This is a genomic window from Modestobacter sp. VKM Ac-2983 (assembly GCF_026967885.1).
Classification (GTDB): domain Bacteria; phylum Actinomycetota; class Actinomycetes; order Mycobacteriales; family Geodermatophilaceae; genus Modestobacter.
The window spans coordinates 805,953-820,832 of record NZ_JAPVBK010000002.1 but is presented as its reverse complement, the minus strand read 5'-3'; the positions used below and the strand labels follow the sequence as shown (position 1 = coordinate 820,832).

Annotated in this window: 15 protein-coding genes; 9 read left to right on the top strand and 6 right to left on the bottom strand. The window is 71.7% G+C overall.

The window, feature by feature from the left end:
- The first annotated feature begins 144 nt into the window (after positions 1–144).
- The 5 genes from paaA (at position 145) to paaE (ending at position 4,145) form a co-directional block, all read left to right on the top strand.
- On the top strand, positions 145–1,134 hold the full coding sequence (gene paaA, locus O2W18_RS10305; RefSeq protein ID WP_269187433.1) for a 1,2-phenylacetyl-CoA epoxidase subunit PaaA: 990 nt from the start codon (positions 145–147) through the stop codon (positions 1,132–1,134).
- A complete protein-coding gene (paaB, locus tag O2W18_RS10300) occupies positions 1,134–1,526 on the top strand; it encodes a 1,2-phenylacetyl-CoA epoxidase subunit PaaB (protein ID WP_442929133.1) in 393 nt (130 codons plus the stop codon). Before paaA ends, paaB begins: the two co-directional genes overlap by 1 nt.
- A gap of 98 nt (positions 1,527–1,624) precedes the next feature.
- Positions 1,625–2,536 (top strand): 1,2-phenylacetyl-CoA epoxidase subunit PaaC, encoded by a 912-nt coding sequence (gene paaC, locus O2W18_RS10295; protein WP_269187432.1) that lies wholly within the window; start codon positions 1,625–1,627, stop codon positions 2,534–2,536.
- Entirely contained in the window at positions 2,533–3,069 is a 537-nt protein-coding gene (paaD, locus tag O2W18_RS10290; RefSeq protein WP_269187431.1) for a 1,2-phenylacetyl-CoA epoxidase subunit PaaD, read from the top strand. Before paaC ends, paaD begins: the two co-directional genes overlap by 4 nt.
- Positions 3,069–4,145 (top strand): 1,2-phenylacetyl-CoA epoxidase subunit PaaE, encoded by a 1,077-nt coding sequence (gene paaE / locus O2W18_RS10285; RefSeq protein ID WP_269187430.1) that lies wholly within the window; start codon positions 3,069–3,071, stop codon positions 4,143–4,145. The genes paaD and paaE overlap by 1 nt, the downstream gene beginning before the upstream one ends.
- Positions 4,146–4,193: 48 nt before the next feature.
- Here the strand turns inward: paaE and O2W18_RS10280 are convergent, their stop codons facing one another.
- A complete protein-coding gene (locus tag O2W18_RS10280) occupies positions 4,194–5,381 on the bottom strand; it encodes an aldose epimerase family protein (RefSeq protein ID WP_269187429.1) in 1,188 nt (395 codons plus the stop codon).
- Positions 5,382–5,810: 429 nt separating this feature from the next.
- Between O2W18_RS10280 and O2W18_RS10275 the strand changes: the two genes are divergently transcribed.
- From O2W18_RS10275 to O2W18_RS10265, 3 genes are read left to right on the top strand one after another with little or no spacing between them, the layout of a single operon-like run.
- The gene (locus O2W18_RS10275; protein WP_269187428.1) at positions 5,811–5,975 is read left to right on the top strand and encodes a hypothetical protein; all 165 of its coding nucleotides are present in this window, start codon (positions 5,811–5,813) and stop codon (positions 5,973–5,975) included.
- A 45-nt stretch (positions 5,976–6,020) separates the two neighbouring features.
- Positions 6,021–6,173 (top strand): hypothetical protein, encoded by a 153-nt coding sequence (locus O2W18_RS10270; RefSeq protein ID WP_164699637.1) that lies wholly within the window; start codon positions 6,021–6,023, stop codon positions 6,171–6,173.
- Between the two features lie 47 nt (positions 6,174–6,220).
- A complete protein-coding gene (locus O2W18_RS10265) occupies positions 6,221–7,492 on the top strand; it encodes a D-arabinono-1,4-lactone oxidase (protein ID WP_269187427.1) in 1,272 nt (423 codons plus the stop codon).
- A 17-nt stretch (positions 7,493–7,509) separates the two neighbouring features.
- Here the strand turns inward: O2W18_RS10265 and O2W18_RS10260 are convergent, their stop codons facing one another.
- On the bottom strand, positions 7,510–8,430 hold the full coding sequence (locus tag O2W18_RS10260; RefSeq protein ID WP_269187426.1) for a CapA family protein: 921 nt from the start codon (positions 8,428–8,430) through the stop codon (positions 7,510–7,512).
- Between the two features lie 794 nt (positions 8,431–9,224).
- On the opposite strand from O2W18_RS10260, the gene O2W18_RS10255 reads away from it, so the two are divergent.
- Entirely contained in the window at positions 9,225–10,313 is a 1,089-nt protein-coding gene (locus tag O2W18_RS10255; RefSeq protein ID WP_269187425.1) for a hypothetical protein, read from the top strand.
- Between the two features lie 233 nt (positions 10,314–10,546).
- On the opposite strand, the gene ppk2 is transcribed toward O2W18_RS10255, so the two are convergent.
- The 4 genes from ppk2 to O2W18_RS10235 all read right to left on the bottom strand — a co-directional run bounded on the left by ppk2 (position 10,547) and on the right by O2W18_RS10235 (position 14,792).
- A complete protein-coding gene (gene ppk2, locus O2W18_RS10250; protein WP_269187424.1) occupies positions 10,547–11,383 on the bottom strand; it encodes a polyphosphate kinase 2 in 837 nt (278 codons plus the stop codon).
- Positions 11,384–11,467: 84 nt separating this feature from the next.
- Positions 11,468–12,475, bottom strand: coding sequence for a sugar phosphate isomerase/epimerase family protein (locus tag O2W18_RS10245; protein WP_269187423.1), 1,008 nt, complete (start codon positions 12,473–12,475; stop codon positions 11,468–11,470).
- Between the two features lie 10 nt (positions 12,476–12,485).
- The gene (locus O2W18_RS10240; RefSeq protein WP_269187422.1) at positions 12,486–13,661 is read right to left on the bottom strand and encodes a Gfo/Idh/MocA family protein; all 1,176 of its coding nucleotides are present in this window, start codon (positions 13,659–13,661) and stop codon (positions 12,486–12,488) included.
- Positions 13,662–13,733: 72 nt separating this feature from the next.
- The gene (locus tag O2W18_RS10235) at positions 13,734–14,792 is read right to left on the bottom strand and encodes a substrate-binding domain-containing protein (RefSeq protein WP_269187421.1); all 1,059 of its coding nucleotides are present in this window, start codon (positions 14,790–14,792) and stop codon (positions 13,734–13,736) included.
- Positions 14,793–14,880: the final 88 nt, after the last annotated feature.

Below are 14,880 nucleotides of genomic sequence, written 5' to 3'. Positions count from 1 at the left end.
ACGGGGCACCCAAATACCGTCCAGGTGGTCAGTAACCAACTCCTTGCCCGGTCGGCTGTCAACCCGCGCCGCGCCGTCCGGTGGGGACGGCTTGTGCCGCGCCGGGTCAGGGGGGACACTGAATACCGACCACATGGTCAGTAAATGATCGCCCGACGAGGGGACGACATGTCTGCGCCGACGCTGGACCGCCCTGTTCCTGACGAGACCGCGCTGCAGCAGCAGTTCGACGCCACGATCGCGGCCGACCACCGCATCGAGCCGCGAGACTGGATGCCCGAGGGCTACCGCAAGGGCCTGATCCGGCAGATCGCCCAGCACGCGCACTCGGAGATCATCGGGATGCAGCCCGAGGGCGACTGGCTGCTCGCCGCCCCCAGCCTGCGGCGCAAGGCGATCCTGCTGGCCAAGGTGCAGGACGAGGCCGGCCACGGGCTGTACCTCTACTCGGCCGCCGAGACCCTCGGCGCCGACCGGGCCGACCTCACCGACAAGCTCATCGAGCGCAAGCAGAAGTACAGCTCGATCTTCAACTACCCGACGCTCACCTACGCCGACGTCGGCGTCATCGGCTGGCTCGTCGACGGCGCGGCGATCTGCAACCAGGTGCCGCTGTGCCGGTCGAGCTATGGCCCCTACGCCCGGGCGATGATCCGGGTCTGCAAGGAGGAGTCCTTCCACCAGCGGCAGGGCTACGAGCTGCTGATGACGATGATGCGCGGCACCGACGCCCAGCGGGCGATGGTCCAGGACGCCGTCGACCGCTGGTGGTGGCCCTCGCTGATGATGTTCGGCCCGCCGGACGACGACAGCCCCAACTCGGCCCAGTCGATGGCGTGGGGCGTGAAGCGGCACACCAACGACGAGCTGCGCCAGCGCTTCGTCGACATGAGCGTGCCGCAGGCCGAGGTGCTGGGCGTGACGCTGCCCGACCCCGAGCTTGCGCTGGACCCGGAGACCGGCCGCTACCGCTTCGGTGCCATCGACTGGTCGGAGTTCAAGCAGGTGCTGGCCGGCAACGGGCCGTGCAACGACGAGCGGATCGCCCGCCGCCGGGCCGCCCGTGACGACAACGCGTGGGTCATCGAGGCCGCCACCGCCTACGCCGACAAGCACGCGGCCGTGAGCGCCTGATGAGCGACGCAGCGGCCGGCGGGTCGATAAGCGACGTCACCGCCGAGGGTGGCCACGGCGCCGTCCCCACCGGGCCGGGCGTGCCGGTCACCGACCAGCCGGCGGTGAGCAAGCGGGACTGGCCGCTGTACGAGGTGTTCGTCCGAGGCAAGCGCGGGCTGAACCACGTGCACGTCGGCTCGCTGCACGCCCCGGACGACGAGATGGCCGTGCACGCCGCCCGGGATCTCTACACCCGGCGGAACGAGGGCGTGAGCATCTGGGTCGTGCGGGCCAGCGACATCACCGCCTCCAGCCCGGACGAGAAGGACCCGCTGTTCGCCCCCAGCGGCGACAAGGTCTACCGGCACCCGACGTTCTACGAGATCCCCGAGAACGTCCCCCACATCTGAAGGACCTCCTCTCCCCCCACCCGCCTCGTTCCTCGGCGGGCGGGCCCCTGAGAGAAGGCCGATGGCCGTGCACTCCGTGCCCGGAAGAGAGGTTTCGCATGGCGCACGAAGAGACCGTGTACGAGGCGTTGGACCATGCGCACGGGGGCGAGGGGCAGTGGGCGTTCGGCACCGGCTTCGACGAGCCGCTGGCCGGGGTCGACACCACCGTGCCCGACGGCATCGACCCGGCTGACCTGGGCGCCTACTGCCTGATGCTCGGCGACGACGCGCTGGTGCTGTGCCAGCGGCTCACCCAGTGGGTCACCAACGCCCCCGAGCTGGAGGAGGAGGTCGCCCTCGCCAACTGCGGGCTGGACCTGCTCGGCCAGGCCCGGCTGCTGCTCGCCCGGGCGGGGTCGGTCGGCGTGCTCGGCCGCAGCCGCGAACGGGCGACGGTGAGCATCCCGGACGAGGACGCACTCGCCTACTTCCGCGACCCCGACGAGTACCGCCACTCCGCGCTCGTCGAGGCGCCCAACGGCGACTTCGGGCAGACCGTCGTCCGGCTGCTGGCCGCCTCGGCGTGGCGGCTGGCGCTCCTCGCCCGGCTGCGGGAGTCCCGCGACCCGGTGCTCGCCGCGATCGCGGCCAAGGGCGTGCCCGAGCTGACCTACCACCGCGACCACGCCGCCCGCTGGGTGCTCCGGCTCGGCGACGGGACGCCGGAGTCGCACCGCCGCACCCAGGCCGGGGTCGACGCCGTCTGGCCGCTGCTCGCCGACCTGTTCACCGCCACCGACGTGGAGACCCGGCTGACCGCCGCCGGGGTGGCCGTCGACCCGGCCGAGCTCGCCGACGAGGTGCGCGACGTGCTCACCCTCGTGCTGGAGCGGGCGACCCTGACCGTGCCCGAGTGGCCCGCCCCGCAGCCCAGCCGCGGCCGGGCCGGTGAGCACAGCGCGGAGTTCACCGCACTGCTGACCGAGCTGCAGTCCACCGCCCGCGAACACCCGGCCGCGACCTGGTGACCGGCCTCGCCGCCCACCAAAATGGCCATTTTGGTGGGACAGAGACGGACGCGCGGGCGGTGGCGGAGACGGTCACCGACCCCGAGCTGCCGATGCTGACGCTGGCCGACCTCGGGGTGCTGCGCGACGTCCGGGACGAGGACGGCACGGTGGTCGTGGAGATCACCCCCACCTACTCGGGCTGCCCGGCGATGGGCGTCATGCGCGCGGACCTGGTGCACGCGCTGCACCGGGCCGGGTTCGCCGACGTCGACGTCCGGACGGTCCTCTCCCCCGCCTGGAGCACCGACTGGATCAGCGCGGACGGACGTCGGAAGCTGGCCGCCGGCGGGATCGCACCGCCGGGGGACGCGCCGGCGCGCACGTCCGGGCCGGTGCCCCTGCAGCTCGGCCCGTCCCGCCGGACGGCGACCTGCCCGCAGTGCGGGTCGCCGGACACCGAGGAGATCAGCGAGTTCAGCGGGACCGCGTGCAAGGCGATGCGCCGTTGCCGAGTCTGCCGCGAGCCCTTCGAGCACCTCAAGGAGATCTGATGACGGCGAGCACCCGCCGCAGACCGCAGTTCCACCCGCTGCGGGTCGCGAAGGTCGAGCGGCTCACCGACGACGCCGTGGCGGTGACCTTCGACGTCCCACCGGAGCTGGCCGAGGACTACTCGTTCCGCCCCGGCCAGGCACTGACCCTGCGCCGGGTGGACGGCGACCGGGACGAGCGGCGCTCGTACTCCATCTGCGCCCCGGTCGGCGCGGCTCCCCGGGTCGGGGTCCGCGAGGTGCCCGGCGGCTTCTTCTCCGCCTACCTGGTCAACGAGGTGCGGCCCGGCGACGAGATCGAGGTGCTCCCCCCGTCGGGCACCTTCACCGCCGACCTCTCGGTGCCCGGTGACCACGTCTTCGTCGTCGCCGGCTCCGGGGTCACGCCTGTGCTCTCCCTGGCCGCCACCGTGCTGCGCGACGGCGAGTCGACGGTCACCGTCTTCTACGGCAACCGCCGCACCAACACGGTGATGTTCGCCGACGAGCTGGCCGACCTGAAGGACCGCTACGGCACCCGGTTGCAGCTGGTGCACGTGCTGTCCCGCGAACCCCGGGACGCCGACCTGACCAGCGGCCGGCTGGACGGCGACCGGCTGCGCACCCTGGTCGACGCCTTCACCGACGCGCCACAGGTCGACCACTGGTGGCTGTGCGGACCGCACGGCATGGTCACCGACGCCCGGGAGCTGCTCACCGAGCTCGGCGTGCCGGCCGAGCGGGTGCACCAGGAACTGTTCTACGTCGACGACCTGCCCCCGGAGCCGGTCCGCGGCGACGACCAGACCGTGGAGGGCCCCAGCAGCTCGGTGACGATCGTGCTGGACGGCCGCACCACCACCTTGACCCTGCCGCGCGGGGTGCCGGTGCTCGACTCGGCGCAGCAGGTGCGCGGTGACCTGCCGTTCGCCTGCAAGGGCGGGGTGTGCGGCACCTGCCGGGCCCGGGTGACCGACGGCGAGGTGGAGATGCGCCGCAACTACGCACTCGACCCCGGCGAGGTGGACGCCGGGTACGTGCTCACCTGCCAGTCGCTGCCGCTGACCGACGAGGTCACCGTCGACTACGACGCCTGAGGCGACCGGCTGCGGACGGGAAGGCCATCCGCAGCCGGCCGCACTGCCTCAGTTGGTCAGCTGGAAGACCGTGGTGCTCTGGTACTCCTCGCCCGGCTGCAGCACCGTCGAGGGGAAGTCCGGCTGGTTCGGGGAGTCCGGGAAGTGCTGGGTCTCCAGCGCCAGCCCGTCGCCCTGCCGGTAGACGCTGCCGCCGGTACCGACGATCGTGCCGTCGAGGAAGTTGCCGGAGTAGAACTGCAGCCCCGGCTCGGTGGTGGCGATCGTCAGGGTGCGACCGCTCTCCGGGTCGTGCAGCACGGCCGCCTTCTCCAGCGCGTCCTCGCTGTCCGAGCCCTCCCGCGCGCCGTCGTCCTCGCGGTCCAGCACCCAGTTGTGGTCGTAGCCCTGGCCGTAGAGCAGCTGCTGGTCGGCGACCCGGATGCGCTCCCCGATCGGGGTGGACTCGCGGAAGTCGAACGGCGTGCCCTCGACCGGCGCGATCTCCCCGGTCGGGATGAGGGTCTCGTCGACCGGTGTGTAGGCGTCGGCGTCGATCATCAGCTCGTGGTCGTAGATGGTCCCTGAGCCCTCACCCGCGAGGTTCCAGTAGGTGTGCTGGGTGAGGTTGACGACGGTCGGCGCGTCGGTGGTCGCCTCGTAGCGGACCGCCAGGCGGTTGTGCCGGTCGATCGCGTAGGTGACCGCGGTGGTGAGGGCGCCGGGGAAGCCCTGGTCGCCGTCCGGACTGACCAGCTCCAGCCGCAGGGCGGCGACGTGCCGGTTGCCGATCGGGGTCGCCGTCCACACCCGGTCGTCGAAGCCCTCCGGGCCGCCGTGCAGCGTGTTCGGGCCGTCGTTGAGCGGGAGCTGGTAGGTCTCGTCCTCCAGCTCGAAGCTCCCGCCGGCGATCCGGTTGCCGTAGCGGCCGATGAGCGACCCGAAGTACGGGTCGGCGTCGGAGGCGTAGCCGGCCACGTCGGGGAACCCGAGGACGACGTTCTCCACCTCCCCCTGCGCGTCGGGCACCTCGAGGGTCTGGATGACGCCGCCGTAGGTGAGCACCCGGACGGTCATGTCGCCGTTCTTCAGCGTCCAGCGTTCGACCGGCGTGCCGTCGGGCGCGGCGCCGAACGGCTCGACGGTCGTGCTCGCGGAGCCGCGGTCGGGGCCACCGCCCCGCCCGGGCCGGTCCTCGGTCGCCGCGGCCGGCGCCGCCACGCTGCCGACGAGGAGCCCGGTGCTGATCGTGGCCACCAGGGGCCAGTGGCGCCGTCGGCGCCGTCGGGTCGCTGCAGCCGACCGAGCGGCGGAGGGCGGGGTGGCGTGTCCAGGCATGGCGGGACTCCGGTGTCCGTGGGTCCACCGGCGTCATCGCACGGTGGTGCGGGCCCGCCCCGTCGACACCATGAACGGCGAGCGGGGCGTGCCCTCGATCACTCCGGTGGAACGGGGCCGACCGTAGGGACGCCGGTGGAGGGGTGTCAATGGGAGGTCGGGGAGCGCGGTCGCCCCGACGCCCCGGCACGGACCTCGGGATCCAGGTCTGGACCGCGACCGGGCTGGGCATGGTGCTTGGCGACCCGGGTGAGCCGAGCCCGGGGTGACCCGAGCCCTCCGGCGGTCCGGCGTGGACGAGGTCCGCGCGCACGCCGCGGTGGGGGCTCCTGTCCTGGGAGGAGACCCATGGCCGACGAGCCCGACTCCGGGCAATCGGACGATCCCGGCCTCCGGGAACAGCTCGCCAACGGCGGCTGGCAGCTGTACGCCCTGGAGGTCCTGGTCCTGCTGGTGATCTTCGGCTGGCTGTTCATCACGGTCTACCTCGGTGGCGGTGAGGGCTTCTGGTGAGCCGGCGCCGCGGTTGCCCGCCGCGGACCGGGGTAGGCCTCCGCCGTGCGTGAGATGGACCCCAAGGACCCCAGCACCCTCTACGCGGAGGGGCCCGTCGCTGACGAGCCCCCCGACGACGACGTGCCCGAGTCCTCTCCCGTCCGCGACTCCGGCGGCACCGGGCCGGGGCCCGACGACCTCGACCGGCTGCTCTGAGCGGACGGCCCACCGACGGGAGCGGCCCGGGTGCGGGACACTGGGGCGTGACCGAGGCACCCGTCGCACTGGCGACCACGAACTGGGCAGGCAACCACACCTATCGCGCGACGCAGCTGCACCGGCCGGAGTCGATGGCCCAGCTGCAGGAGACGATCGCGAACGCCCGGCAGGTCCGGGTGCTGGGCTCGCGGCACTCCTTCACCGCCATCGGCGACAGCGCCGAGCTGGTGTCGCTGGAGGCGATGACCTCCGAGCGGGTCGAGGTGAGCGGCGGCCGGCGCACGGTCACCGTCGATGCCGGCCTGCGGTACGGCGAGCTGGCCGCCGTCCTGCACCGGGAGGGCCTGGCGCTGCACAACCTGGCCTCGCTGCCGCACATCTCGATCGCCGGTGCGGTGGCCACGGCGACCCACGGTTCCGGTGTCGGCAACGGCAACCTGGCGACGGCGGTCGCCGGGTTGGAACTGGTGACCTCCAGCGGGGAACTGGTCCGGTGTGCACGCGGCGACGCCGACTTCGACGGCATGGTGGTCGGGCTGGGCGCCCTCGGGGCGGTCACCCGGGTGACCCTGGACGTCGAGCCCACCTTCGACGTGCAGCAGCGGGTGTTCGAGCGGCTGGCCTGGACGTCCCTCTACGACAACCTGGACGAGGTGCTGTCCGGTGGCTACAGCGTCAGCCTGTTCACGCTGCTGGGCGCGGACGTCGACATGGTCTGGGTGAAGTCCCGCACGGACGCCGCCGGCTCCCCCGCCGGTGACCTTTTCGGCGCCGTCGCGGCCACCACCGAGCTGCACCCGCTGCCCGGCATCGACCCTGCGCCCACCACCGCGCAGCTGGCCAGCCCTGGGCTCTGGTCGGACCGGCTGCCGCACTTCCGGATGGGCTTCACCCCGAGCAACGGCAACGAGATCCAGTCCGAGTACCTGGTGCCGCGCGCTGCGGGTGTGCAGGCGCTGGAGGTGCTGCGCGCGCTGGGCGACCGGATCCGTCCGCTGCTGCAGATCTGCGAGATCCGCACGATCGCCGCCGACGAGCTGTGGATGAGCACCGCCTACGGCGAGGACACCCTCGGCCTGCACTTCACCTGGCTGCCCGCCCAGGCCGACGTCGAGGAGCTGCTGGTCGAGCTGGAGGCCCGGCTGCTGCCGCTGGGTGCCCGCCCGCACTGGGGCAAGCTCTTCCTGGCCGACGCCGCCACGCTCGCGCCGCGGTACCCCCGGCACGCGGACTTCCTCGCCCTGGTCGACCGGCTCGACCCGCGCGGCGCCTTCCGCAACGACTGGCTCACCCGGCACGTCCTGGACGTCGGCTAGTCCGCCGACCGCCGAGGTCAGGTGGGTGCGTCGGTGAGCCCGGCGCAGGCGCGGAGGGCGGCGAAGTCGGCCTCCGCGCGGTCGACGTCCGGCCCCGTGAGGGGTCGCGGGATGCCCGTGTCGTCGATCCGCGCCGGTACGAAGTCCGCCTGGAGGACCTCTCCGTCGTCGACGGTGAGGTCCAGGACCCCGGTCTGGACGGAGATCTCCGAGAGCGAGCGCCACCAGACGAAGTTGCCGAGGCCGTAGGCGACGTACGTCTGTCCGAGCCACCCGGCTCCCTGCAGCTGGTGGGCGTGCGCGCCCACGACGACGTCCGCACCGGCGTCGGACAGCTGCTGGGCGAGCTCCTGCTGCATCGCCGTGGGGCAGCTCTGCTCCTCCTGGCCCCAGTGCAGGTAGACCACCACCGTGTCGGCCTGCTGCCGGGCTGATGACACCGCCTGCAGCAGCCGGTCGGTGTCGAAGGCCGACGCCACCCCGCCCTGACCCGGCCCTGCGGAGTACCGCGCCACGGTCTCGTCGGGCACCTGGTCGGCGCCCAGCACCGCGATGCGCTCGCCCCGGATCGTGACCAGATGGGGAGCGAAGGCGGCGGTGTCGTCGACGCCGAGCCCGACCACCGGGAAGCCCCGCTGTCGAGCGGCGTCCAGGGTGTCGACGAGCCCGACCGGCCCGAAGTCCACACCGTGGTTGTTGGCCATGCTGACCACGTCCACGCCGGCCACCCGCAGGGCGTCGAAGACCGACGGCGGTGCACGGAAGGTGAAGGACTTGTCCTCAGCGGTGCCGCGGTCGGTCACCGCGGTCTCGAGGTTGACGACGGTGAGATCGGCGCTCCCGAGCAGCGGCCCCACCGACGCGAGGGCGGTCTCAGGCTGCTGCCGGAAGCGTTCGGTGAGCCGGCCGGCGGTGTGCACGTCCCCGGCGAAGGCCAAGACGACCGGTCTCGGCTCTGGAGGACTGCTGCTGAAGGTGGGAGCGGGCCTCTGCGACGGGGACTCACTCGTCGTCCGTTCCGCCGTCGTGCTCCGAGGCTCCGGCGCCGCCGAGCATCCGGTCACCGTCAGGGCGGCGATGAGGCAGACGAGGCGACGGGCCATCTCCGGGAACCTAGCTCAGCGGGGGCGGGCGGCCTCGCCTCACATCACCGGCTCGAACTGCCGTCTACAGCCGACGCCCTCCGTGGCCATGGCGGTTGACCTCTCCGGCTGCTCGCGTCGACGTCCGGGGTGCCTCTTAGCGGCCCACTCAGGGACACGCACCCGCCGAAGTTCCTACGGTTGGGCAGGACGCTCCGTGTGCCCCCTTGCGTACCTCCGTCGCAGCCACCAGCGGACAGGCAGAGCTGCGAGGCCCCAGCCGACGAACATGATCAACGCCCAGACCCAGCCACCGAGCAGGTAGCCAAGCACGCCGCCCGCAAGGCTCCAGAACAGTTGCCGGAGGAGGAATGGCCCTAACGGCGCTGTCGCATAGGCCCTGGCTCCGGCGCGGTCCTGGTCTCGCATCCGATCAGATGCGTGCTCATAGGGGTTGTGCGCGCCGTCTGGTGGGTCCTCCATGTCCGCACCATCGTCCACCCGAGTGCGTACGGACAACTCCCGGCCAGTGAGACGGGGGAGGTTTCAACGAACGAGTGAACGACGGGCCCACGAATCCCTGAAAGGCGACGGGTCATCAGTGAGGACGGGTGTCCCATAGGCCGCCTTCTGAGCGAGCGGCGCCATCCATGAGCGGCCCCGACCGTGCCTCCGCATTGAACTTGATCGGCCCAGCCGACACACCGATCTGCGAGCTGGGCGGCATCGGCTTCACCCGCCTTGGGTGCCATGCGAGAGAGACTGAGCGTGTGGCGGCGGTTGAGGGCATGGTTGAGATGGACATCGCCGTTTGGACGTCCGCCCTGGGCAGCTCCTTGAAGACGCAGATCGCTGGCCATCATGTGGAGCTGCGGCTTCCTAGGCCGCCGCGGACGGCAGAGGGCATCGGCCTGCTCGGCGGCGAGCTGACCGCACCTGCGTTCGAGTACATCGAGGAAGCAGAGAAGCTCCGGTCATGGATGCACGACACCTCGCCCGCATGGGGCAAGTGCAACATGCGCGATCCGGCCGGAGGAGACGCAGCAGCCGTCCGGCGCTGCGCATTGGTCGTCTCGGTCGCAGACGATCTGGCAGTGTCCGGGCGGCAGGATGTCGCAGACGCGATCTTTCAGACGGTGCACCAGTGGCGTTCCGTGGTCGCCGATTGGTTGCAGATTGCCTTCCGCCAGGCCCTCGACGCGGTTGGGCCAGTCCGGCCGGGCACAGCAATTCAGCCCTGGATGTGGAGTCACGACGGGCAGAAGCGGGTTCCGCACTACGGGGATCGAACGCTGGTGGTCTTCGACCACCACGGCGAGCCCGTGGATGCAGCGACGCTACAGCGCGTGCTGGACCTAGCAGCGGACCTGATCCGACCACCGCTGGCCTGGCGACTGATCCGAGACGCGCAACGCCGGCTCACAGCAGGCGAGGACCGACGCGCTGTCCTCGACGCGGGCACGGCGGCCGAAATAGCGTTGTACGAGGCGCTCCCACTGCACGGGGTGCCGCCCGCCAAGAAGGAAACACTCGGGACGTTGGTCGGAAAGGCAAGCACCGTCAGTGCACTGAACATCTCCAACGCACAGGCGGACTTGGTCGATGTCCGGAACGACGCTGCGCACAGGGCGACGCCGCCGGGCGGCGCAAAGGCGGCGCTTGCCCTCGAGATCTCTGCGAGTTACGTGGAGAGCGCCTGGCCTCGCGCCGCGCTGTTGCCGTCCGCGAGTACGACCTAGAGGCCGTAGGCCGTGGTGCGTAGGCCGTGGTGCGTTCTGGTCGCCCTGTTGATCGCAGCTGACCTCGATCAGTTGGGTGGCGCGGTCACCTCCTGGCGCGCCAGATGCAGGAAACCCTCCACCTGTCCTGTACGTGGTGTCGCTAAAGCCGCCTTCAGGGCGGACATTGCCGACGCGGCGACAGCTCAGCTCGGCCGAGCGTGCGGTTCGAAGGCGCGGCCGCCCCGAGCGGCTCAGGGGACGACGTCGGGCACGATGTGCTGGCTCTCCTTGGGTGGCCGGAGGTAGTCCTCCTCCACCGGCGGCCGGGGCGGCAGCTCCGGCGCCGACGGGGTCAGGTCCTCGTACGGCACCTGGGTCAGCAGGTGCGCAATCACGTTGAGCCGGGCGCGCTTCTTCACCTCCGCCTCGACGACCCACCAGGGCGCCTCGGGGATGTCGGTGGCGGCGAACATGGCGTCCTTGGCCCGGGAGAAGTCGACCCAGCGGTTGCGCGCCTCGAGGTCCATCGGGCTCAGCTTCCAGCGCTTCGTCGGGTCCTTCAGCCGCTTCTGGAACCGGGCCTCCTGCTCGGTGTCGCTGACGGAGAACCAGTACTTCACGACCGTGATCCCGCTGCGCACCAGCATCCGCTCGAACTCCGGGCACGAGCGCAGGAACTCCTCGTACTCCTCGTCGGTGCAGAAGCCCATGACCCGCTCGACGCCGGCGCGGTTGTACCAGGACCGGTCGAACAGCACCATCTCCCCCGGGCCGGGCAGGTGCGCCACGTACCGCTGGAAGTACCACTGCCCCTTCTCCCGCTCGGTCGGCGCAGGGAGCGCGACGACGTGCGCGTGGCGGGGGTTCAGGGGCTCGGTGATCCGCTGGATCGCACCGCCCTTGCCTGCCGCGTCGCGACCCTCGAAGAGGACGACGACCCGCAGGCCCTGCGCGCGGATGTGCTCCTGCTGCTTCACCAGCTCGGCCTGCAGCCGGGCCAACTCCTTCTCGTAGTGCTTCTTGTCGACCTTGCCGGTGGACTGTGGCGTCTCCTCGACCGACGAGGTCGGACCCGGTGCGCTGAGCATGTGGCGAGCATCACGCTCTGACCGTCCATCGGCAAGCGGTGTGCCGTCGGGCTGCGGGACCCCGTGGCCCCGCAGCCCGACGGGTCAGCTGCCGCTGGAGAAGGCGGCGTCGAAGGCCGCGTCCGGCGGGTCGAACGCCAGTCGGCGGACGAACTCCAGCGCCTCGGGCGCGCCGACCAGCCGGTCCATCCCGGCGTCCTCCCACTCCACCGAGATGGGGCCTGCGTAGCCGATGGTGTTCAGCATCCGGAAGCAGGCCTCCCACGGGACGTCGCCGTGCCCGGTGGAGACGAAGTCCCAGCCGCGCCGCGGGTCCGCCCAGGGCAGGTGCGACCCCATCCGGCCGTTGCGCCCGTTGCCCACCTGCTTCTTCGCGTCCTTGCAGTCGACGTGGTAGATCCGGTCCTTGAAGTCCCAGAGGAAGCCGACCGGGTCCAGGTCCTGCCAGACGAAGTGGCTGGGGTCCCAGTTCAGCCCGAACGCCTCCCGGTGCCCGATCGCCTCCAGAGCGCGCACCGTCGTCCAGTAGTCGTAGGCGATCTCCGAGGGGTGCACCTCGTGCGCGAACTTCACGCCCACCTCGTCGAACACATCGAGGACCGGGTTCCAGCGGGCGGCGAAGTCGGCGTAGCCGTCCTCGATCATCGACTCGGGCACCGGCGGGAACATCGCGACCGTCTTCCAGATCTTCGACCCGGTGAACCCGACGACGACGTCGACGCCCAGCGCCCGGGCGGCCCGCGCGGTCGCCTTCATCTCCTCCGCGGCCCGCTGCCGGACCCCCTCGGGGTCGCCGTCCCCCCACACCCGCGCGTTCACCATGCCGCGGTGCCGCTCGTCGATCGGGTCGTCGCAGACGGCCTGGCCGTTGAGGTGGTTGGAGATGGCGAACACCGACAGGCCGTGCCGGTCGAGCAGGTCGAGCCGCTCCTTGACGTAGGCCGGGTCCTCAGCGGCCCGGACGACGTCGAGGTGGTCGCCCCAGCAGGCGATCTCCAGGCCGTCGTAGCCCCACCCGGAGGCCAGCCGGCACACCTCCTCGAACGGCAGGTCGGCCCACTGGCCGGTGAACAACGTGACGGGACGGGGCACGGTTCGCTCCTCAGATCTCGGTGAAGGCGGAGTTGTCGGCGGCGCTGCGCTCCACGGCGTCCAGCACCCGCTGCACCTGCAGGCCGTCGGCGAACGACGGCGTCGGTTGCTCACCCGCGGCCAGCGCGGTGACCAGGTCGACGACCTGGTGGGTGAAGCCGTGCTCGTAGCCCAGCCCGTGGCCGGCCGGCCACCAGGCACCGACGTAGGGGTGCTCGGGCTCGGTGACCACGATCCGGCGGAAGCCGGCCGTCGTGGCCGGTTCCCCGCCGTCGAAGAACTGCAGGACGTTCATGTCCTCGAAGTCGAAGGCCAGGCTGCCGGCCGAGCCGTTCACCTCGATCCGGATGGCGTTCTTCCGGCCGAGGGCGAAGCGGGTGGCCTCGAAGGTGCCCAGCGCTCCCCCGGTGAAGCGGCCCAGGAAGACGGCGGCGTCGTCGACGGTCACCTCCCCCATCCCCTCGCCACCGACCCCGCCGAGCTTCCCGCTGCTGGCCGGCAGCGGCCGCTTGCTGACGAAGGTCTCCAGCATCGCGCTGACGCCGGTGAGCGTCTGACCGGTGATGAACTGGGTGAGGTCGACGATGTGCGCGCCGATGTCGCCCAGCGCGCCGGACCCGGCCTTGTCCTTCTCCAGCCGCCAGGACATCGGCGACGCGGGGTCGGCGATCCAGTCCTGCAGGTACTGCGCCCGGACGTGCCGGATCTGGCCCAGCCGCCCCTCGGCGACCAGCTGCCGGGCGAGGGTGATGGCCGGCACCCGCCGGTAGGTGAAGCCGACCATCGCCCGCACGCCGGAGCCGGCGGCCCGTTCGGCCGCCTCGGCCATGGCCTCGGCCTCGGCGACGGAGTTGGCCAGCGGCTTCTCGCAGAGGACGTGCTTGCCGGCCGCCAGCGCCGCGATCGCCATCTCGGCGTGGGTGTGCCCGGGGGTGCAGATGTCGACGAGGTCGACGTCGTCCCGCTCCAGCAGGCGACGCCAGTCGGTCTCGGTGTCGGCCCAGCCGAGCCGGCCGGCCGCGGCGGCGACGCCCTCCGGGTTCCGGCCGGCCAGCACGGTCAGCTCCGGGGTGAGGGGCAGGTCGAAGAAGCGCGGCGCGGTACGCCAGGCGTGGGAGTGCGCCGCGCCCATGAAGGCGTGGCCGATCAGGCCGACGCGCAGCGCCGGCCGGGCAGGGTGGGTCATCACATGCTCCAGGAGTGGGACCGGTGCCGCCGGTGACCGGTCGTGGTCACCGGCGGCACCCCGTCGGGAGGGTCAGGACTCGAACGCGTCGTCGATGTACTGGTCGACGTTCTCTTCCGTGACCACCGGCGCGTTGAGCACGATCTCCCGCGGCACCTCCTGGGACACCAGGTCGGACATGCTCTTGCCCTGGGCGATCAGCCGGGCGAGCGCGATGCCGTCGGCGGCCTGGGTCGCCGGGTAGATGACGGTCGCCTCCAGCACCGAGTCACCGGACTGGATGTCCCGCATGGCGTTGGCCGAGCCGGCCCCGCCGACCATGAAGAACTCGTCGCGGCCGGCGTTGTTGATCGCGGCCAGCACGCCGACGCCCTGGTCGTCGTCGTGGTTCCACAGCGCGTCGATCTGCGGTGCGGCCTGCAGCAGGTTGGCCGCCGCCTCCTCACCGGACTCGACGGTGAACTCCGCGGCCACCCGGTTGTCGACGTCCAGGCCGCAGTCGGCCAGTGCGTCGGCGAAGCCCTGGCTGCGCTCCTGGGTGAGCGGCAGCGAGTCGATGCCGGCGATCTCGGCCACGACGGCGTCGGGCTGGTCGCCCAGCCGGGAGCAGATGTAGGTGCCGGCGGAGACGCCCATGCCGTAGTTGTCGCCGAGGATGGTGGCCCGGGCGGCGAACGGGCTGGAGAACTCCCGGTCGACGTTGATCACCGGGATGCCGGCCTCCATCGCCCGCAGCGCCACCGGGGTGAGCGCGGCGCCGTCGAAGGGGAGCAGCACGATCGCGTCGACGCCCTCGTTGATGAAGGTCTCGACCTGGGAGATCTGGGTGCTGGGGTCGTTGGTGCCCTCGGCGATGATCAGCTCGACGTCCTCGTGCCGTTCGGCCTCGGCCTGGGCGGCGTTGCTGATGCCGGCCATCCAGCCGTGGTCGGCGGCCGGCGCGGAGAAGCCGATCCGCACCGTCTCACCGGTCTCGTCGTTGGAGCTGGCGACGACGTCGCCACCGCCCTCGTCGGACCCGGAGGTCTCCGGGGTGTTGCTGGTGCAGCCGGCCACCAGGGCACCGGCTCCGACCACACAGACGGCGGTGGTCAGCAGGCGACCGTACGGACGCTGCCTCGTTGCAGACATGTTCTCTCCTCGCAGATCGCCGCCCTGGCTGCGCCGCCAGGAGTCGGGGTGGTGCGCCGGCGGGCCGGGGTGGCCGGCCGGAGGTCGG